Source organism: Maribacter orientalis (assembly GCF_900109345.1).
GTDB lineage: Bacteria > Bacteroidota > Bacteroidia > Flavobacteriales > Flavobacteriaceae > Maribacter > Maribacter orientalis.
On record NZ_FNZN01000002.1, the window covers coordinates 191,409 to 212,134 of the forward strand.

General features: G+C 34.6%; 17 protein-coding genes. 13 read left to right on the forward strand and 4 right to left on the reverse strand.

Annotated features, from left to right (window positions below):
- Positions 1–35: 35 nt before the first annotated feature.
- From purH to rodA, 5 genes are all read left to right on the forward strand, one after another.
- The gene (gene purH / locus BMY56_RS04450; RefSeq protein ID WP_091620493.1) at positions 36–1,568 is read left to right on the forward strand and encodes a bifunctional phosphoribosylaminoimidazolecarboxamide formyltransferase/IMP cyclohydrolase; all 1,533 of its coding nucleotides are present in this window, start codon (positions 36–38) and stop codon (positions 1,566–1,568) included.
- 56 nt (positions 1,569–1,624) lie between these two features.
- Positions 1,625–2,653, forward strand: coding sequence for a rod shape-determining protein (locus tag BMY56_RS04455; RefSeq protein WP_091620496.1), 1,029 nt, complete (start codon positions 1,625–1,627; stop codon positions 2,651–2,653).
- Between the two features lie 51 nt (positions 2,654–2,704).
- On the forward strand, positions 2,705–3,529 hold the full coding sequence (gene mreC / locus BMY56_RS04460; protein WP_091620499.1) for a rod shape-determining protein MreC: 825 nt from the start codon (positions 2,705–2,707) through the stop codon (positions 3,527–3,529).
- A 495-nt stretch (positions 3,530–4,024) separates the two neighbouring features.
- The gene (mrdA, locus tag BMY56_RS04470; RefSeq protein ID WP_091620504.1) at positions 4,025–5,899 is read left to right on the forward strand and encodes a penicillin-binding protein 2; all 1,875 of its coding nucleotides are present in this window, start codon (positions 4,025–4,027) and stop codon (positions 5,897–5,899) included.
- Entirely contained in the window at positions 5,889–7,172 is a 1,284-nt protein-coding gene (rodA, locus tag BMY56_RS04475; protein ID WP_091620506.1) for a rod shape-determining protein RodA, read from the forward strand. The genes mrdA and rodA overlap by 11 nt, the downstream gene beginning before the upstream one ends.
- Here rodA and BMY56_RS04480 read toward each other — a convergent pair.
- Positions 7,169–7,981 carry a DNA/RNA non-specific endonuclease gene (locus tag BMY56_RS04480; RefSeq protein ID WP_091620509.1) on the reverse strand — a complete coding sequence of 271 codons (813 nt, stop codon included), beginning with the start codon at positions 7,979–7,981 and terminating at the stop codon, positions 7,169–7,171. The genes rodA and BMY56_RS04480 overlap by 4 nt on opposite strands.
- Before the next feature lie 90 nt (positions 7,982–8,071).
- On the opposite strand from BMY56_RS04480, the gene msrB reads away from it, so the two are divergent.
- The 3 genes from msrB (at position 8,072) to BMY56_RS04495 (ending at position 9,592) form a co-directional block, all read left to right on the forward strand.
- Positions 8,072–8,530: a peptide-methionine (R)-S-oxide reductase MsrB gene (msrB, locus tag BMY56_RS04485; protein ID WP_091621782.1), complete on the forward strand. Its 459-nt coding sequence runs from the start codon at positions 8,072–8,074 to the stop codon at positions 8,528–8,530.
- Positions 8,523–9,065 (forward strand): peptide-methionine (S)-S-oxide reductase MsrA, encoded by a 543-nt coding sequence (msrA, locus tag BMY56_RS04490; RefSeq protein WP_091620511.1) that lies wholly within the window; start codon positions 8,523–8,525, stop codon positions 9,063–9,065. The genes msrB and msrA overlap by 8 nt, the downstream gene beginning before the upstream one ends.
- Before the next feature lie 128 nt (positions 9,066–9,193).
- The gene (locus BMY56_RS04495; protein WP_091620514.1) at positions 9,194–9,592 is read left to right on the forward strand and encodes a DoxX family protein; all 399 of its coding nucleotides are present in this window, start codon (positions 9,194–9,196) and stop codon (positions 9,590–9,592) included.
- 67 nt (positions 9,593–9,659) lie between these two features.
- Here BMY56_RS04495 and BMY56_RS04500 read toward each other — a convergent pair whose 3' ends face one another.
- Complete coding sequence (locus BMY56_RS04500) at positions 9,660–11,798, reverse strand: carboxy terminal-processing peptidase (RefSeq protein WP_091621784.1); 2,139 nt, start codon at positions 11,796–11,798, stop codon at positions 9,660–9,662.
- A gap of 189 nt (positions 11,799–11,987) precedes the next feature.
- On the opposite strand from BMY56_RS04500, the gene surE reads away from it, so the two are divergent.
- The 5 genes from surE to BMY56_RS04525 all read left to right on the forward strand — a co-directional run bounded on the left by surE (position 11,988) and on the right by BMY56_RS04525 (position 16,856).
- A complete protein-coding gene (gene surE, locus BMY56_RS04505) occupies positions 11,988–12,761 on the forward strand; it encodes a 5'/3'-nucleotidase SurE (protein ID WP_091620517.1) in 774 nt (257 codons plus the stop codon).
- 35 nt (positions 12,762–12,796) lie between these two features.
- Positions 12,797–13,081, forward strand: a complete 285-nt coding sequence (locus tag BMY56_RS04510) for a hypothetical protein (RefSeq protein WP_091620519.1) — start codon at positions 12,797–12,799, stop codon at positions 13,079–13,081.
- Position 13,082: 1 nt separating this feature from the next.
- Complete coding sequence (gene lpxB, locus BMY56_RS04515; RefSeq protein ID WP_091620522.1) at positions 13,083–14,204, forward strand: lipid-A-disaccharide synthase; 1,122 nt, start codon at positions 13,083–13,085, stop codon at positions 14,202–14,204.
- A gap of 68 nt (positions 14,205–14,272) precedes the next feature.
- A complete protein-coding gene (locus BMY56_RS04520) occupies positions 14,273–14,839 on the forward strand; it encodes a C40 family peptidase (protein WP_091620525.1) in 567 nt (188 codons plus the stop codon).
- Between the two features lies 1 nt (position 14,840).
- Entirely contained in the window at positions 14,841–16,856 is a 2,016-nt protein-coding gene (locus BMY56_RS04525) for a ComEC/Rec2 family competence protein (protein ID WP_091620527.1), read from the forward strand.
- Positions 16,857–16,867: 11 nt separating this feature from the next.
- On the opposite strand, the gene BMY56_RS04530 is transcribed toward BMY56_RS04525, so the two are convergent.
- The gene (locus BMY56_RS04530; RefSeq protein WP_091620530.1) at positions 16,868–18,400 is read right to left on the reverse strand and encodes a peptide MFS transporter; all 1,533 of its coding nucleotides are present in this window, start codon (positions 18,398–18,400) and stop codon (positions 16,868–16,870) included.
- A gap of 17 nt (positions 18,401–18,417) precedes the next feature.
- Positions 18,418–20,583, reverse strand: a complete 2,166-nt coding sequence (locus tag BMY56_RS04535; RefSeq protein ID WP_091620534.1) for a S9 family peptidase — start codon at positions 20,581–20,583, stop codon at positions 18,418–18,420.
- Positions 20,584–20,726: the final 143 nt, after the last annotated feature.

Consider the following 20,726-nt stretch of genomic DNA (forward strand, 5'->3'; position numbering starts at 1 on the left):
TTGCTTGCTTATTAAAAACATTTAAGCATCATACAATGAGTAGTGTAAAAAAAGCGTCTTCAGCCTTAATTTCAGTTTTCCATAAAGATGGTTTAGAGCCTATAGTAAAGAAATTTCAAGAATTAGGAATTACTATTTATTCTACCGGTGGTACGGAAAAATTCATCAAAGATTTAGGAATCGATGTGGTACCTGTTGAAGATGTAACCAGCTACCCTTCTATACTAGGTGGCAGAGTTAAGACATTACACCCCAAAGTATTTGGTGGAATTTTAAACAGACAAGACAATGAAAGTGATGTTGCCCAATTGGCTGAATTCGAAATTCCACAAATTGATATCGTTATTGTTGATCTGTATCCGTTCGAAAAAACGGTTGCAAGTGGTGCTTCTGAACAAGATATTATAGAAAAAATTGATATCGGCGGAATTTCATTGATTCGTGCCGCTGCCAAAAACTTCAAAGATGTTACCTGTGTGTCTTCCATGGAAGACTATGCCGACTTTCTTTCTGTAATTTCAGCAGACAACGGGAATATCAGCTTAGAGGATAGAAAGCGATTTGCCGCTAAATCATTCAACGTTTCTTCTCATTATGACACCGCTATTTTTAACTACTTTAACAAAAACCACGATCTAACAGCCCTTAAAGTAAGTGAGACTAATGGGAAGGTTTTACGTTATGGTGAAAATCCACATCAAAAAGGATTCTTTTTTGGAGATTTCGATGCTATGTTCTCTAAATTACATGGAAAGGAATTATCATACAACAACTTATTAGATGTTGATGCTGCGGTTAACTTGATGTTAGAATTTAAAAACGACGCACCTACTTTTGCGATTCTTAAACATAACAATGCTTGTGGTCTTTCGCAAAGAGACACTTTGCACCAAGCATATGTAGACGCTTTGGCAGGTGATCCTGTTTCAGCATTTGGCGGTGTTCTTATTAGCAATAAAGAAATTGACAAAGCTACTGCCGAAGAAATTCATAAACTTTTTTGTGAAGTAGTCATCGCGCCAAGTTACAATGCTGAGGCTTTAGAAGTTTTAAAAGGCAAGAAAAACAGGATTATTCTAAAACAGAATGAAGTTGAAATGCCAGAAATGTTGGTAAGAACTTGCTTAAATGGTATGCTTCTTCAAGAAAAAGACCATAAAACTGATACTATTGCCGATCTTTTATATGCAACAACCACCAAGCCTACCGAGCAAGAAATAGAAGATTTGATATTTGCATCAAAATTATGCAAGCACACAAAATCGAATACAATTGTTCTTGCTAAGAATAAACAACTTTGTGCAAGCGGAACTGGCCAGACTAGTAGAGTTGATGCATTAAACCAGGCAATTCATAAAGCACAAACCTTTAATTTCGACCTAAAAGGCGCAGTTATGGCGAGTGATGCTTTCTTCCCTTTCCCTGATTGTGTGGAGATTGCCGACAAAGCTGGCATCACCAGTGTAATACAACCAGGTGGTTCCATAAAAGACCAATTAAGTGTTGATTATTGCAACGAACACAAAATTTCAATGGTGATGACGGGCACACGTCATTTCAAGCATTAATTTCATTACTTTTGTCGGTAAAATATACCCTTTTATCTAAAATTTAAACATCACATATGGGATTTTTTGATTTCTTGACCGAGGAAATAGCTATAGATTTAGGTACAGCGAACACCCTTATTATTCATAATGACAAGGTAGTTGTCGATAGTCCATCCATCGTTGCTAGGGATAGAATTAGTGGAAAAATTATTGCAGTTGGCAAAGAAGCCAATATGATGCAAGGTAAAACCCATGAAAATATAAAAACGATTAGACCATTGAAAGATGGTGTAATTGCAGATTTTGATGCTTCTGAAAAAATGTTGATGATGTTTATTAAAAACATTCCTGCATTAAAGAAGAAATGGTTTCCACCAGCATTAAGACTGGTTATCTGTATTCCTTCTGGTATTACCGAAGTGGAAATGAGAGCTGTAAAAGAATCTGCAGAACGAGTAAATGGGAAAGAGGTATATCTAATTCACGAACCTATGGCAGCTGCAATAGGTATTGGCTTAGACATTATGCAACCTAAAGGAAATATGATCGTTGATATAGGAGGTGGCACTACCGAAATTGCTATAATTGCGTTAGGTGGAATCGTATGTGACAAATCTGTGAAAATTGCAGGCGATGTATTCACCAATGATATTATTTATTACATGCGTACCCAGCATAATCTATATGTAGGTGAAACCACAGCTGAGGCAATTAAAATTGAAATTGGATCAGCTACCGAAGATTTACAGTCACCACCAGATGAAAAATCGGTACAAGGGCGTGATTTATTGACGGGTAAGCCTAAGCAAGTACAAATTTCTTACAGGGAAATAGCAAAAGCTTTGGACAAATCGATTCTTCGTGTTGAAGATGCAGTAATGGAAACATTATCTCAGACACCACCAGAATTAGCAGCAGACATCTATAATACCGGTATTTACCTTGCTGGTGGTGGTTCTATGTTACGAGGACTGGACAGAAGATTGTCTCAAAAAACAGACTTGCCTGTTTATATTGCCGAAGACCCATTACGTGCGGTAGTGCGTGGTACAGGTATTGCATTAAAAAATCTAGAACGTTATAAGAGCATATTGATCAAGTAATAAAGCCATTTTGCTTGGCTTATTTATATGATTTTAAAAATTTAGGGGTGAATGCAGCAGATCATAAATTTTCTAATTAGGTATAAAACCTTTCTTCTATACCTATCTCTGTTATTAATATCCTTCATTTTTACATTTCAATCACACTCTTACCATCAGTCTAAATTTTTAAATTCTTCAAATTATATAACAGGAAGCATATATTCATTTTCTGATAATATTACATCGTACTTCAATCTAAGAGAAGAAAACAATAGACTAGTTGAAGAAAATAAAAAGCTAAGAGATAAGCTATTTAATAACATACAACTTTTTGGAATATCAATTGACACCTCTTCTGTTGACTATGAAGTAATAAGAGGTCGCGTAATTAATAACAGTTATGCTGACCAGCGTAATTATATTACCATTAATAAAGGTCAAAATGATAGTATCGCGCAAGATATGGGCGTGATTACCGATAAGGGAATCTTAGGAATTGTTGAAAACACATCAGCAAATTATTCTACAGTACAAAGTATATTGAGCGAGAAATCTAATATCAACGCTAAAATCAAAAACTCCAATCATTTTGGTTCTTTGGTATGGGAAAATACCACAGATTACAATGTGGTTCAACTCATTGATATACCTAGATTGGTACCGCTTACTATTGGTGATACTATTGTTACGGGAGCCATGAGTAGCATCTTTCCAGAGAATATTCCTATTGGCACAATTAAAAGATTTGATTTAGACAATTCTAAAAGTTTCTATTTTATAGATGTAGAATTATTTAACGACATGACCAATATTGGAAATGTGTACATTATTAGAAATTTAAACCGTAAAGAAGTTTTGGAACTAGAAGCAGAAACAGAAGCTAATGATCAATAGTACTTCATTTTTAATAGTGCTCCGATTTATTTTATTGGTTCTAGTGCAGGTACTAGTATTTAATAATTTGAATTTCTTCGGTTATATAAATCCGGTGGTTTATATTCTGTTTTTATATTGGTACCCAATCAAGCAAAATAGAACTACTTTTATGGTTCTATGTTTTCTCTTAGGACTTTGCGTAGATATATTTTCTGACACATTAGCCATAAACGCAGCGGCCACAGTTACGATAGCTTATTTAAGACCAACCATTATGCGTTTTGTTTTTGGCGTCAACTATGAATTTCAAAGTTTTAAGTTAAACAACAGTACTAAGGCACAACAATTTACATTTTTAGCGTTATTGATTATAATACATCACTTGGTATACTTTACTTTAGAAATTTTCAGCTTCACAAATAGCTTGTTAATTTTACAAAAAACCTTTATAGTTGGTATCGCCACATTGATATTATGCATATTGTTCAGCACATTATTCAGCAGTAAAAAAGAATGAGAAAAATTCTTTTATCATCTATTATCATTGTTATCGCAATTACTTTTTTGGGAAGGCTATCCTATTTGCAAATTTTTAGCTTTTCTACCGATCAGGTTTTAGAAGACCCTGCAATAAAAGCTATTTATGATTACCCCGAACGTGGTTATATTTATGACAGAAACGGTAAACTTTTAGTTGGGAATGATCCCGCGTACGATGTAATGGTAATTCCTAGAGAAGTAAAACCATTAGATACTCTTGAATTTTGTGGCTTATTAGGGATTGATAAAGAAAAATTCATAGAAAAACTTGGAAAAGCAAGAGTTTATTCTCCAAGACTTCCATCTGTTTTAGTACCTCAACTCTCTAAGCAAGATTATGCCAAGCTACAGGAGAAGATGCGCAAGTACAAAGGCTTTTACATTCAAAAAAGGTCTTTACGTTATTATGATACCCCTAGTGCAGCCAATGTTCTCGGATATATTAGCGAAGTAAACGAGGGAGACCTTGCCGTGAATAAATATTATGTTCAAGGTGAGCTTAAAGGGCGAACCGGGGTAGAAAGATATTACGAAGATTTGCTCAGAGGTAGAAAAGGTGTACAGTACATTCAAAAAGACAGATTCAATAGAGACATAGGCCCATATAAAAATGGCACTATTGACACTCTACCTGAACAAGGAAAGCAAATTAGTATCACTATCGACAAAACATTACAAGAGTATGGCGAGCTACTAATGCATGGAAAAAGGGGTGGCATAGTCGCATTAGAGCCTGCTACAGGTGAAATTCTCTCTATGATTTCAGGGCCCACATACGATCCTGCTCTTTTAGTTGGTAGAGAACGTTCAAAAAATTACACGAAATTATATAATGATACAATTGCGAACCCTACTTGGGATCGATCTATACATGCTCAGCAACCCCCTGGATCACCTTTCAAAACCCTTAATGCACTTATAGCATTACAGGAAGGAGTAATGGATGAATCAAGCACTATTCAATGTTTTCATGGATTTTATGTTGGCAAGACAAAAAGAGGCTGTCACTGTGGTGGTGGTATGCGAGATATGAATAAAGGTATTTACATGTCCTGTAATGCTTATTTTGCTGGTACTTTTCGTAAAATATTTGAACATTTTGATACTACTGATGAAGCCATGGATGTTTGGGAAAAGCACATGCGTAGTTTTGGTCTAGGTGACTATTTGGGTTACGATTTACCATTCGGACAAAAAGGTCGTATTCCAAGTAAAGAATATTATGACAAATGGTATGGAGACAATAGATGGAGTTCATCTTACATCATTTCAAATTCCATTGGACAAGGTGAAATATTAGCTACACCTGTACAGCTTGCTAACATGACTGCCGCCATAGCCAATAGAGGTCATTATTTTACACCACATATCCTTAAGAAAATCGAAGGTAAGAATATTACCGAACCAAAATTTACAGAAGCAAAACATACCACTATAGATCCTAAATATTTTGAACCTGTTGTTCAGGGTATGGCAGATGTATATAGAAAAAAAGGAGGTACAGCATATTGGCTTCAAATACCGGATATCGAAATAGCAGGAAAAACAGGTACTGCTGAAAATTTCACCAAAATAGATGGTGTTCGAACGCAACTAACAGATCACTCTGTTTTTGTGGCCTTTGCACCGGTGGATAACCCAAAAATAGCTATTGCCGTATACATTGAAAATGGTTATTTCGGCTCTAGATATGCTGGTCATATTGCAACTCTAATGATTGAAAAATATTTGAAAGGTGAAATTACCAGAAAGGATTTAGAAAAAAGAATGCTAGAAAAAACGTTAGAAGCAGAATATGCTAAACCCTACAGTGGGGAGGAGTTTAAAATAAACGAGCGTGTCTGGTAGAAGTATTCTTAAACGTATAGATTGGCTAAGTGTTTTCATTTATTTCGCACTTGTTTTTATTGGATGGATTAATATTTACTCCAGTACATTTACTAACGAACACAGTTCAATTTTTGATTTCGGTACCCTATATGGCAAACAACTGTTTTTCATTGGAGTTAGCCTGGTTACCATTGTTATCATACTTGCTCTGGAAGTAAACTTTTACGAAAGATTCGCAAGCCTACTCTACATAATTTCAATGATCTCTCTATTGGGCCTGTTTGTATTTGGTAAAACGATAGCTGGGGCTACCTCATGGTACGACCTAGGATTTTTCAACTTACAACCCTCTGAATTAGCGAAAGTAGCAACAGCATTGGCCCTTGCTAAATATTTAAGCGACATACAAACGGATATTAAACGAAGGAAAGACCAACTTTATGCTTTGCTGATTTTACTAATTCCTGCCTTATTAATAATTCCGCAACCGGATCCTGGTAGTGCCCTCGTATTTTTTGCACTCATTTTTGTCATATTTAGAGAGGGTCTTCCCTTATTCTATTTGGCAATCGTTCTAAGTCTTATTCTAATTTTTATTGTCACCTTAATGTTCGGTACTATTTGGCTTATAATAGGCTTGGCATTACTAGTTATTCTATTATTTGGGTTTAAACGAAAAACACTCAAAATTCCAGTTATACCCTTAACTTTAATTAGCGTAGCTGTCATTCTCTTTTCTTTATCTGTGAATTTTGTTTATAATAATGTTTTTGAACAACGCCACAGAGATCGTTTTGGATTATGGTTACGACTAGAAAAAGACCCTAATAAATTAGAACAGATTAGAAAATCAATAGGTTACAACACCTATCAATCTGAAAAAGCAATCGAATCTGGTGGATTTTTTGGAAAAGGATTTTTGGAAGGTACACGTACCAAAGGTGATTTCGTACCTGAACAACATACGGATTATATCTTTAGTACCGTGGGTGAAGAATGGGGGTTCTTTGGAACTGCCACTGTCATTATTCTATTCACGGTTCTATTTTTACGCCTCATTTCTCTCGCCGAACGACAGAAAAATGCTTTTGCCCGAATGTATGGCTACGGGGTAATATCTATACTCTTAATTCATTACTTCATAAACATTGGAATGGTAATAGGTATTCTACCCACCATTGGTATTCCGCTACCCTTTTTTAGTTACGGTGGATCCGGATTATTGTTTTTTACAATTTTGCTCTTTATCTTCCTAAGACAAGATACGAATCGATTAAAAGAAAGTTTCTAGAATTTCCATCCAGTAGTGTTTTTACTACTTTCAAAAGCACTTTGTTTATTTTCTGGTAATTCAGAAAAAAAATCTATTCCTGTTATTTTTTCAATATCATCAACAGATACCACAAAATTTCGAAGTGGTACAAACTGAGGCTTGTTCTCCATTAGAAAGGCGATTGAATAAATTTTATCACCTTTTCTACGTGCAATAATCTTATAAAATGAATCTGGTACATCAACGTCTTCTTGGCCTATCTCTTCTAATCCACTTTCCAAAACTCCTCCAGTATACACATACAAAGTTCCATACTTCTTAGCCCAACGTCTAGTTTGCTGTTCTAAATCATTCCAAATACCTGCATTAAACTCTCTATCTTGCGGACTTATGTTACTTGTATAGAAGGTCTCATTATATGCCTGCAAAGAGAACCTTCGATCTCCTGCAGGTACCAAATGGCCTTGGTCATAACCCGAGCCTTTGTAATTTCTATAATCAGCAGATTTAGTTGAGACAAAGGGATCCTCTATAAAATATGGGCGTTTTCTATCATCGTAGGTAAGGTGTTTTTTATCGAGCACATATGCTACCCATTCTGCCTGTTCAAATGGCTCATTATAGGATAATGAAAAATAGGAATGGTTAACAATTTCGCCGGTAGTTGAAGAAGGTAAAAGTTTTTTTGGAAATTCATTGATGCTCGAACTTTCATCATTATATGAATAGGTAGCTGGCGTATAAAAATTCTCGAATAACCAAAAACCTACTATGCAAACAAGAATTAAAACACTATAAACAGTTCCATTTCTTCTAGGGTATGCCATACGCCAAAATTACCGTAATTTTGTAAGATATATAGGAATTTCTCGACCAATAAACCGGGTATAAAAAGTATGAACGAAAGAAAAATTATGATGCTAACTTGGAAAGATGTGATTCATTTTTCAGTGAACGGTAACCCTGAACCTGATAAACGAGTTGAAAAGACCGAACAGGAATGGAAAGAAATTTTAACGCCCGAACAGTTTAGAATAGCTCGTAAAAAAGGAACGGAAGCCCCACATTCCGGTGCACTATGCAGTGCTCACGAGGCGGGTAAATATGAATGTATATGTTGTGGCACATCTTTGTTCGATTCAACTATTAAGTTTGAATCTGGTACTGGATGGCCTAGTTTCACCCAACCTATTAAAGAGAACGCTATTAAATACCATAAAGATGTTTCTTATGGAATGGTACGTGTAGAAGTAATGTGCAATACTTGTGATGCCCATTTAGGTCATGTATTCCCAGACGGACCCGAACCTAGTGGGTTACGCTATTGTATTAACTCTGAATCTATGCAATTAGAAAAGGAGGAATCTCATGGCTAATACTAATTTAGAAATCGCCACTATTGGCGGTGGATGTTTTTGGTGTACCGAAGCGGTCTTTCAAGAAGTGAAAGGTATTCAAAAAGTTGTTTCTGGTTATACCGGCGGCAATGCACCTGGCAGACCAACATATAGGGAAATCTGTTCTGGACTTACCGGTCATGCCGAAGTAGTGCAGGTTACTTTTGACCCTGCAATCATTTCTTATGAAGATATCCTCCTTATTTTCATGACAACACATGACCCTACTACTTTAAACCAACAAGGTGCAGATGCAGGTACACAGTATCGCTCTGTTATATATTATCATAATGATATTCAAGAGAGAAAGGCTAAGATGGTATTAAAAGAAATGTCAGCTATCTATGAAAAACCTATTGTCACTGAATTAAGCCCTCTTGGAGTTTTTTATAATGCTGAAGAACAGCATCAAGATTATTACAAGAATAATTCTGAACAGGGTTATTGTCAGGTAGTAATCAACCCTAAATTGGCAAAACTTAGAAAGTTACATGCTGATAAGCTTTTAAACTAAGTTTCATTTTTTATTTAAAAGAATAAATATATCGATTCGACTACAGCTACTTTCCATTCACCTATAGAATTTATTGAATTCCATAGGTGTATGTATTTTTGTGAGGTAATAATTTAAAACCAAAAACTATGATTTCACAAAAAAAAATATACTATATAGTTTTAGGCCTTTTCACCACTGCTGTATTAGGGTCAATATTGAATTCATTCATAAACTACGAAGCAGTTTCATTGACCTTTTTAAAACTAGGCTATCCTATTTACTTAATTCAATTATTAGGTCTATTTCAAATAATCGGCTTATCATTAATATGGTTTAATAAATCTCATTGGTCACTTGAATGGGCATTTGCGGGTTTCTTTATGAATTATTCTTTAGGTGCTATTTCACATTTGGTTATAAAAGATGGAAATGGTGCATCTGCCGTTATTTGTATTATTCTTTTATTCGTTACCTATATTCAAAGTAAAAAAATAAGAGAATCAAATAATCAAATATCCCAATTCGGAAAACCAAAATACCTATAAAATAAGAAATATAAAAAACCGCTGTACTACGTACAAGCGGTTTTTTTATGTAATAATAATTATGTTATTAATTCTTTACACTAGCCAGTTTGCCCTGCTTTATATTATTGATTTTCAAATCTTCTAATACATTTACCGCCTCTTCAACATAAACATCTTTCGCTAAATTTTTATGCCACCTGTTTCTCTTTTCACGTAATACCGAATCTTTAGTAAACAATTGCTCTTCATAGCCTAACGATTTAAAGGTAAGTTTAGAATCATAATCTGTTAACCTTTTAAAGTAATCAGATTGTTCTTTGTCCTTTTCTTTTTCTTCCTTATAGGTATCAAAATTAAGAGAGATTTCAGTTTCATCTTGCTCAGCTTTTAACCACTTAGCATTTTCTTCAATCAGTTTAATTTGCTGACTGGTTTGCATTCTTTTCTCACTATCAGCGATTGTCTTCTCATAGTTAATATAACCATCCCATGGCTTGTAATCGGCTGGTGAAATCTTATCCCATCCTAAAGGATTAGATTGATCTCTTTCACCCAAATCGATATAACTGTATCTGTCCGGAACTACAATATCACTTTTTACACCTTCTAATTGTGTTGAACCTCCATTAATTCTATAAAATTTCTGGGTAGTAATTTTAATTGCACCTAAATCTCCATGCTCGTTACTACGTAACATGTTATTTAATGGTATCACATTTTGTACGGTTCCTTTACCAAAAGTTTGCTTACTACCTATAACAATGGCTCTTTTATAATCTTGCATAGCAGCCGCTAAAATTTCAGAAGCTGATGCAGATAATTCGTTTACTAAAATTACCAGTGGACCGTCCCATTGAATTCTTTCATCCTTATCATCATATACATCTTTACCCTTATCCTTAGATTGAACCTGAACAATTGGCCCATCTTTTATGAAAAGTCCTGCCATTTCGACGACAGTTTTCAATGATCCACCACCATTATCACGTAAATCTAGAATAAGACCTTCAACACCCTCCTCTTTTAATCGCTCTACTTCTTTAGCAACATCAGTAGCTGCATTTCTCTCACTATAATCATTAAAATCAACATAGAATTTAGGAAGATTAATAATTCCGAATTTATCCTGACCTCTTATAATAGTTGCAGATTTAGCATATGACTCTTCAAGTTCAACCACATCTCTGGTTAATGAAACTACATCTAAAGAACCATCTACTTTTCTAACAGTTAAATCTACAATGGTACCTTGAGCACCTTTTATTAATTTGATGGCATCGTCTAAACGCATACCTACAATATTAATAGGCTCTTGCCCGTTTTGACCAACTTTAATGATTTCATCACCAACTTCTAATCGTTGATCTCTCCAAACGGGACCACCAGAAATAATCTCTACAATTTTTGCTCCTTCGGCCTTCTTTTGAAGTCTTGCACCGATTCCTTCAAATTTACCTGACATACTAGTATCAAATTTTTCTTTCTCTTCTGGTGCAAAATAAAATGTGTGTGGGTCAAATTCGTCAACAATCGTATTAATATATTGTACGAACCAATCTTTACGTTCCAAATCATTAATAAAATCAAAGAACTCATCTAATGTAGTTTCAGTAGATTTTCTAGATTCCGATTCAGCTTCTTTTGGTGTATGTGCAGCATGATCATGCTCATCAGTAACTTCTAAATCTTTATTGTCCATATGAACAATCTTAGAATCATATGTTCCTAAAGTGGCATACTTCAATTGCTTTCTCCATCGCTCTTTAAGCTCATCTCTATTTGCCGCAAACGGCTCTTCATCATATTTGATACTGATACTTTCGTTTTCAGAATAATCAAAAGGAGTTGCTAAAACTTCCTTATATATGTCCTTCGCATCACTCATACGTTGCATCAATCTTTCATAAACAACATTAAAGAAAGTGATATCCGTATTTTTAATTTCGTCATCAATTTGATATTTATACTTTTCAAATTCTGCAATATCAGATGCTACAAAATATCTTTTTGTTGGGTCAATTACATCAATAAAATCTTCGAATACATTTACCGAAAATTCATCATTGAGTACTTTTGGCTCGTAATGTCCTTTTTCTAGTACATAAGTAATCAAATCTAATAACAATTTATCTTTGTCATCGTTTTCAAAAGTCTTATTGGTAAAACTGCACGAAGCAACTGCAACGAGCATTAAAAGCAGTACATAAGCTAAATTTCTCTTCATAAAATTATCTTTTACCTTCTTTTTCAATATCTCTTAATTTAGTGATTCTTTGTAGCGATAAAGCTACATAAATGTCTAAGATAAAGAAAAAACCATGCCAATAATGGAGCTAGGAATTAATTTTTTGTTAAACGACGCTTCGGCCATATCACTTATAAAAACGTATTTTTACTGTAGAAAGTATATGCTATGGGAAAACCATTGATCTTAGTTACCAATGACGACGGAATTACAGCCCCAGGGCTGCGTATGCTAGTTTCAATAATGAAAACATTAGGTGAAGTTGTAGTTGTTGCTCCCGACAGTCCGCAATCTGGTATGGGCCATGCCATAACTTTAGACAGTACGCTATACTCAAAAAAACTAACTATCGATTTAGATAGTGAAGGTATTGATGAATATAGCTGTAGTGGCACACCTGCAGACTGCGTTAAATTAGCATTGCAAGAACTACTGCCCAAAAAACCAGACATCTGTGTAAGCGGTATAAATCACGGTTCTAATTCTTCAATAAATGTGATTTATTCAGGTACGATGAGTGCGGCGATAGAGGCTGGTATTGAGGGTATACCTGCCATCGGTTTTTCACTTTGTGATTATACTTGGGAAGCAGATTTTTCACAAGCAAAAGACTTCATTTTTACTATTGTCACAGAAGCTTTAAAAAATGGCATTCCTAAAGGCACTGTTTTAAATGTCAACATTCCTAAACTTAAGAAAAATAAGATAAAAGGTATTAAAATCTGTAGACAAGCAAAGGCAAATTGGAAAGAGAAATTCGATAAACGTACCAACCCAATGGGTAAGGATTATTACTGGTTAACAGGTGAATTCGAATTGCTGGATAAAGGTGAAGATACAGATGAATGGGCATTGGCAAATGGCTACATCTCTGTTGTGCCAACTCATTTCGATTTAACCGCCCATCATGTAATTTCAGAACTGAATACCTGGAAACTATAATACATAAGTTTAATTTTTAAGTTCAAATTTCATACATGAACACGAAAAAAGAAATTCTAATAGGACTAATAGTAGGCATTATAGCCAACACCATAGGCACGTTGCTCTATATACTCATATTTTCAGATTTAAGTGTCTCTGAAACGTATAAAGCTGCAGTTGCACAAGAGCATGTTGGCAGTCTTTTAGCCTTAGGAGCCGTTTTAAACCTAATCGCTTTCTTCGGATTTTTACGAATAAAAAGAGACAATAGAGCAAAAGGGGTATTGTTGGCAACCATATTAACCGCTTTTATAATTCTTTACTACAAAGTCTTTTAAAATGAAGTATTACATCATTGCTGGAGAAGCGTCGGGTGACTTACATGGATCGAATTTAATAAAAGCATTAAAAGACCAAGATAAGAATGCGGATATACAATGTTGGGGCGGCGATCTAATGCAAAAAGCTGGCGGTATTTTGGTTAAACATTACAAAGAATTGGCCTTTATGGGTTTTTTAGAAGTTGTTTTAAACCTGAACGCTATTTTTAAGAATATAAAATTCTGCAAAAAGAATATTGCAACCTTTCAACCTGACGCTATTATATTTATCGATTATTCTGGGTTTAATTTAAGAATCGCAAAATGGGCCAAAAAGCATAATTTTCGTACAAATTATTATATCTCTCCTCAAATATGGGCATCACGCGAAGGTAGAATCGAGAAAATAAAAGCGACGATAGACCACATGTATGTTATTCTTCCATTCGAGAAAGAGTTTTATGAAACGAAACATAATTTTCCTGTCAATTTTGTAGGCCACCCATTACTTGATGCGATATCCAACAGACCCGTATTAAATGAAGCTACATTTCGGTCGTCCAATAATATAGATTCAAAGAAGCCAATTATTGCACTTTTACCAGGTAGCCGCAAGCAAGAAGTTCAAAAAATGCTATCGTTGATGCTTTCGTTAACCAGTGATTTTTCGGAGTATGAATTTATAATCGCCGGTGCACCTAGTTTAGACAAAGAATTTTATGCTACGTTTCTGAAGGATGCCAATGTTAATTTTATTCAAAATAAAACTTATGATTTGCTTTCCATTTCAACCGCCGCATTAGTTACTAGTGGTACGGCCACTTTAGAAACTGCCTTATTTAAAGTACCACAAGTAGTTTGCTATAAAGCCAATTGGATCTCTTATCAAATAGCGAAACGCATTATTACTTTAGAATATATTTCTTTGGTTAATTTAATAATGCAGAAAGAGGTAGTAAAAGAATTGATTCAAGATGATTTTACGAAGCAGAATTTAAAAAAGGAATTAACTTCAATTCTTGATGGAGAAGCAAGGGCTAAACAATTGGCTCACTACGATGAACTTATTACCAAATTGGGTGGTTCTGGAGCAAGTGCAATAGCCGCTTCATTAATTATTGAAAATACCAAAAACAATTAGGTTTCTTATTTTTATAAAATAATTCTATAATTTTGAAGTTCACATACTAAAGGGTACACCTTATATTTATGCGTATACTACCATATTTTCTTATAGTCTGTTTTTTAACGAGTTGTGGCTCAAGTAAAAAAATAAGTAGTTCTGATAAGGAACGAAAAATTTCAGTGGCCGCTGCTAACAATGCGCGAACTGGTAATATTACCGAAACAAAAACACCGACAGAACCGAGAGTAGTTACAAACCACAACTTAAATATAGCCGACCAAATTATTAACACCGCACTTTCATTCTCTGGTGTTCGCTATAAATTTGGAGGAACTACCACAAAAGGCATGGACTGCTCTGGTTTACTGTACGTGTCTTTTGGAGAACATGATGTTCAACTACCAAGAACTTCTTTTCATATGGCCGAAGAAGGCCATCGCGTTACTGTGAAAAATGTAGAAAAAGGCGATCTTTTGTTTTTCAAAACAAGTAGAGGTTCTAAACGAATTAACCACGTCGGCATGGTCGTCGGAACCGACAATGATGAAATAACCTTTATACATGCATCTACGTCGCGAGGCGTAACTGTTTCTTCTTTGAGAGATGGATTCTGGAACCAAGCCTTTGTAAAGGCAACAAGAATTTTATAGCATGAAGCTCTTAGCGTTTATTCCTATAAAATTAACGCTATTACTCATTCTCGGAATTTTAATAGGTCACTTTTTCTCTTTCAATCCGGTTCATCTTCTTATAAACACTATTACCCTTTTTATTTTACTTTCCGCAGTATTTATATTAGAAAGGAAAACTAACACAAGACTATTTGGCTTTATTGCGGCCATAGCTTTCATTTCGCTAGGCATCTATTCTTACACATCTGCACAACTACAAAATCGTGCTAACCATTACACTAAGATAACCTCACAAGAAGGTGGCGCTTGGACTTTAAAAATTAATGAAGTACTAAAACCCAATCACTATTCACATCGCTATTTTGCAACGGTCAAGAGTATTGGTGATAAAAAAATTTCTGGATCTCTTTTAATTACGATTCCTAACGATTCCACTAATACCACATTACAAGTTGATGATGAATTCTTGACCTTTGCTAATATTCAAGCTATCAACGAACCTTTAAATCCTCATCAGTTTAACTATAAAAAATATTTAGAGAATATAGGTGTTTATCATCAGCTAAGAATTAGTTCAAGTCAATTTATAAAAGTAGAAAAACCAAAAACAACATTATTCGGAATTGCCTCAAAAGTTAGAAATCACATTATTGATAAACTTAAAAAAGAAAATTTCGGTACTGATGAACTTGGTGTTATACAGGCTCTATTGTTAGGTCAACGCTCTGATATTTCAGAGGAAACTTATACCAATTACCAAAAAGCAGGCGCTGTACACATATTAGCCGTTTCAGGCCTCCATATCGGTATTCTATTGCTCTTAATTCAATTCTTGTTAAGTCCACTGAGACATATTCCAAAGGGCAGAACAATCATTTTAATACTGTCTGTTCTATTTCTTTGGGGCTTCGCTTTTCTTGCGGGTTTATCTGCTAGCATTATTCGCGCAACCACAATGTTCACATTCGTAGCCTATGCCTTATACTTAAACAGGCCTAGCAACTCCTTTAATATACTGGCCTTATCGATATTATTCATTCTTCTTTTCATTAACCCTAATTTATTATTTCAGGTTGGCTTTCAAATGAGTTATGCGGCCGTATTCGCTATTCTATGGATTTTTCCATTGCTCAAAAAATTATGGTTCCCAAAGAATAAATTCGTAAGATATTTTTGGCAACTTCTATGTGTAAGCATAGCTGCTCAATTGGGCGTATTGCCAATAAGTCTTTTTTATTTTCACCAATTTCCAGGGTTATTCTTTATTTCCAATTTAATAATAGTTCCTGCTTTAGGTATTATTTTAGGTATGGGCATCTTAGTAATTTTCCTTTCATTACTAAATTGGCTTCCCACACAACTTGCTTGGTTTTACAATGGAATAATAAACGTAATGAACAATTTAATAGGTTGGGTTGCGAAACAAGAAAGTTTTATTTTCAGTTCTATTTCGTTTGATTTCGGGCAACTTATTCTGTCTATTATAATGATCGTTTTGTTTATTAAAGCCTGCTCTCTTATTTCCTACAAACGCATCGCCTTATTTTTGATCAGTTTAATTTGTTTTCAAAGCTATACTTCTTTTCAAAAACTTGAAGCTTCCAAAGCAACGGAAGCAATTGTTCTACATCAAACCAAAAATAGTATCCTATTCAATAGAAGCGGCAGGCACTTATCCATCTTATCGAATTCGACGGATATGGCTAACAATCTGATTTTAGATTATCAAACGGCTGAACGAATAAAATCGATTCGCTTCGATTCATTGAAGAATAGCTACTCTTTGAAAAATGGAACATTACTGATTTTAGATAGTACAGGTATTTATTTTAAAAGTGAATCAATAGAGAAAATTCTATTGACCCAATCACCAAGAATTAATCTCAAAAGATTTATAGACAGCATCAAACCAAAAGAAATCATTGCTGATGGCAGTAATTACAGAAGCTATATCGAACGTTGGAGATTGACCTGTCTAAAAAATAAAATCCCTTTTCATTATACTGGTGAAAAGGGAGCTTATTATTTTGAATAAAAACATATTTATTAGTGAACGTTGCCCATTAATTTTTTGATTAATGGTGATGCCAATAGTACCAAGACACCTGCAGCTATAGAATATTTTGCAATTAAATCAAAACCATCAGTATATATCAATAAGGTATCAAAACCACCAATGTTTTTATCTGTACTTTCTATGGCTAATTGCTTACCAATAAAGCCTACCACTTGAAAAGCAAATGCAGACGACAAGAACCAAACACCCATCATAAATGCTACAATACGTTTTGGTGACAAATCAGTAATTTTAGAAAGACCTACTGGAGACATAAATAGCTCACCTATTGAAAGCAAGAAGTACATCAATAGTAAATAGCCAAATGGAACTAGGCCATTGTCATTTGCACTCGCGCCACTCAATGCAAGAACATAAAAACTAATACCTGCGAATAGCAATCCGAATCCAAATTTATATGGTGTTCTTGGATTGTTATTTTTCTTGCTTAAATATGTCCACATCATTGAAATAGGAATAGCTAAAATGATAATGAACATTGAGTTTAAAGAATTTGTTTGAGAAGCGGACATGATGGTCAACTCAACATTTCTTGAAGCAAATAATGTAATTACACTTCCAGACAATTCATGAAAGCCCCAGAAAATGGTCATAAAGAAAGTAATCAATATAGCAACGAATAATTTCTTACGTTCATCTATAGTAGCCTTATACATGATGTTCCCTAAATAAACAAGAATAGAGACACCTATTAATTTAAAAATCACATTTACGATATTCTGATCTCCAAAAAATGTTCCTTCAGCGCCCAAAGATTTATAAGCGGAAAGTAAATAAGCAATTAATGGCGCAGATAAAACTGCCAGTACCGGAATTAAAACGCCTTGCTTTATCCCCATTATTTTTTTATCCATTACTTCTGTATTCGGAGGAAGTCCTTTATCTCCAAATACATTTTTTCTGATACCACTCCAGAATACAATTAGTCCTGTCAACATACCTATACCCGCTAGGGCAAAACCATAGTGCCAGCCATATTTATAAGCCAACCAACCACATAATAATGGTGCTATCCATCCACCAATATTAATTCCCATGTAGAATATGGTAAATCCCGAATCCTTTTTAGGATCTCCGTATGGATATAAGGTTCCTACAAAGGTGGATATATTAGGTTTGAAAAATCCGTTACCAACAATAATCAATGCCAATGCCAAGAAGAATGCTATATCATTCTCGATAGCTAATACGAAATGACCGATAGCCATTAAAATTCCACCTAAGAAAATAGAATTACGCATACCTAAAATCTTATCGGAAATTTGACCCCCAATAACAGTAGACGCATATACTAAAGACCCGTATGATGCATAAACTGCCGCTGTAGCAAAATCACGCTCAACTAGTTTTTCAAAAATCACATTTACCATGTAAAGCGTAAGTAACGCCCGCATGCCATAGAAGCTAAAGCGTTCCCATAGTTCTGCAAAGAATAAATAAAATAATCCTATAGGGTGCCCAAATAATTGTTTTTGGTCTGAAAATTCATTGCTTTCAGTCATAATTTAGTCTGTTTTATTTAAAGATTTTCCTTTATGAAATTGGTCATTTTAGTAAACAAATGGATTCTGGTATTACCACCAGAAATACCATGATTTTTATCTGGATAGATTCCCCAATCGAATTGCTTGTTTGCCTGAATCAAAGCTTCTATCATACGCATAGAATTTTGAACATGAACATTATCGTCACCTGAACCATGAATTAACAAATAATTTCCTTCTAACAATTCAGGATAATTAAATGGAGAATTATCATCATACCCACTTGGGTTTTCGGCTGGTGTACGCATAAAACGCTCGGTGTAAATTGTATCATAAAAACGCCATGAAGTAACTGGTGCCACCGCAATAGCGGTTTCAAAAACATCGTTACCCTTAAGAATACAATTGGTTGCCATATGACCACCAAAGCTCCATCCCCAAATTCCTGTCCTATTTTCATCAATATAATCGAGTTCGCTTAATTTTTTGGCGGCCGCTATTTGGTCTTCCGTTTCATACTTCACCAGATTCATATACGTAATCTTCTTAAAATCATTTCCTTTAAAACCAGTTCCCCGACCATCAACACAGGCAATGATATATCCTTCAGATACCAACATTTGATGCCAATAATCATTTGAACCCATCCAGCTATTCGATACATTCTGTGAACCCGGACCGCTATATTGATACATTAATAAAGGGTATTTCTTTGATGGATCAAAATCTTTCGGCTTAATCATATACATATTAAGTTCATTGCCATTAATGGAAATTGTGGAGAACTCTTTCGAACTCAACTCATAGTCTTCTAGCTTTTGAAGTAATTGCTGATTATTCTTTATGTCTTTAATCTTCTTACCATTTTCTGCTTGATGTAACGTATAAATCGGCGGCATTTCTGCGCTAGAATAGGTATTAATAAAATAGGTGAAATCTGTACTGAACGAAGCATTGTTCGTTCCTTTGGTTACTGCCAACGCTTTCTTGTCATCGCCGCCACTGCTAATGTTATACACTCCACGATTTATAGAACCATTTTCGGTAGATTGATAGTAAATCTTATCTTCATTCTGATCATACCCATAATAATTGGTCACTTCCCATTCACCTTTGGTTATTTGGTTCATCAATCTACCATCTTCATTATACAAGTAAATATGATTCCAGCCATCTTTTTCACTTGACCAGATAAAACTATCATCCTCTAAAAAAGTTAAATTGTCTGTAATATCTACGTAAGCATCATCTTTCTCTTCTAATAAGATTGAAACTTTTTCGGTTTTAGCATTTACCGAATACATGGTTAAATGATTTTGATGTCTGTTCAAAGTCTGTACACTCAACATATCTTTATTATTCTTCCACTTAATTCGAGGCACATAATAAGCATCATTTAAGTCTACCGAAGCTATTTTACCACTGGCTACATCTAAAAGATGTAAAGTCACCAATGAATTGTTCTCACCTGCCTTTGGGTATTTAAAAACATGTGGCTGTTGGTATAATCCTGTGCCATATACATCCATAGAAAATTCTGGAACATTGGTTTCATCAAAACGAAGAAAAGCTATTTTGCTTCCATCAGCATTCCATTCAAAAGCACGAACAAATGCAAATTCTTCTTCATAGACCCAATCGGTAACGCCATTTATTATTTTATTCTTTACTCCGTCCGTGGTAACTTGTTTGGTTTGACCAGTTACTATATTAAATAGGTAAATATTATTATCATTGACGTATGCAACCTGATTTCCGTCTGGTGAAAGCGTTGGCTCTTGTATTTTAGTATCACTTATTCGCAATACCTTTTTAGAGTCTACATCATACACATAAAAAACACCTAAAGTAGATCGTCTGAATATAGGTTCTACTTCAGTTGACAGTAATATCTTTTTTTCATCGGCACTAAAACTGTATGCTGAAAAATAAGGAATGTCATTTAAATCTTCCGATGATACTATTGTAGAAACCTTGTTTAAAGTTTTATAATCATATTTCTCAATCGATGTAGATCGATTCATTCTATTCATATTAAGAACCGTATACTGTTTGCCATTATTCATTGAGCGTAAAGCATCCATTCCTTCGGTACTAAAAGTGCCTTGATATATATCCGTTACCTCAATTTTTCTCTCCTGTGCCCAAGTAAATACGTTGAAAGCAATTACAATCAATGTAAATAAGAGTGTTTTTCGCATAAAAATTAGAATTTTGTTAAATCTCTCAAGTTTACCACTATTTCCTCAAAAAAACACAATTTACACGTAAAAAGAAACTGCTTTCAATGTATTAATCCACATATAAAGGTTCGTGCCAATATGCTTATATTTACTCCCATAAA

Bases quoted from the DNA above. Each gene is read 5' to 3' on its own strand.
- purH (WP_091620493.1), top strand. From the start codon at position 36: ATGAGTAGTGTAAAAAAAGCGTCTTCAGCCTTAATTTCAGTTTTCCAT.
- BMY56_RS04455 (WP_091620496.1), top strand. From the start codon at position 1,625: ATGGGATTTTTTGATTTCTTGACCGAGGAAATAGCTATAGATTTAGGT.
- mreC (WP_091620499.1), top strand. From the start codon at position 2,705: ATGCAGCAGATCATAAATTTTCTAATTAGGTATAAAACCTTTCTTCTA.
- mrdA (WP_091620504.1), top strand. From the start codon at position 4,025: ATGAGAAAAATTCTTTTATCATCTATTATCATTGTTATCGCAATTACT.
- BMY56_RS04480 (WP_091620509.1), bottom strand. From the start codon at position 7,981: ATGGCATACCCTAGAAGAAATGGAACTGTTTATAGTGTTTTAATTCTT.
- msrB (WP_091621782.1), top strand. From the start codon at position 8,072: ATGCTAACTTGGAAAGATGTGATTCATTTTTCAGTGAACGGTAACCCT.
- msrA (WP_091620511.1), top strand. From the start codon at position 8,523: ATGGCTAATACTAATTTAGAAATCGCCACTATTGGCGGTGGATGTTTT.
- BMY56_RS04495 (WP_091620514.1), top strand. From the start codon at position 9,194: ATGATTTCACAAAAAAAAATATACTATATAGTTTTAGGCCTTTTCACC.
- BMY56_RS04500 (WP_091621784.1), bottom strand. From the start codon at position 11,798: ATGAAGAGAAATTTAGCTTATGTACTGCTTTTAATGCTCGTTGCAGTT.
- surE (WP_091620517.1), top strand. From the start codon at position 11,988: ATGGGAAAACCATTGATCTTAGTTACCAATGACGACGGAATTACAGCC.
- BMY56_RS04510 (WP_091620519.1), top strand. From the start codon at position 12,797: ATGAACACGAAAAAAGAAATTCTAATAGGACTAATAGTAGGCATTATA.
- lpxB (WP_091620522.1), top strand. From the start codon at position 13,083: ATGAAGTATTACATCATTGCTGGAGAAGCGTCGGGTGACTTACATGGA.
- BMY56_RS04520 (WP_091620525.1), top strand. From the start codon at position 14,273: ATGCGTATACTACCATATTTTCTTATAGTCTGTTTTTTAACGAGTTGT.
- BMY56_RS04525 (WP_091620527.1), top strand. From the start codon at position 14,841: ATGAAGCTCTTAGCGTTTATTCCTATAAAATTAACGCTATTACTCATT.
- BMY56_RS04530 (WP_091620530.1), bottom strand. From the start codon at position 18,400: ATGACTGAAAGCAATGAATTTTCAGACCAAAAACAATTATTTGGGCAC.
- BMY56_RS04535 (WP_091620534.1), bottom strand. From the start codon at position 20,583: ATGCGAAAAACACTCTTATTTACATTGATTGTAATTGCTTTCAACGTA.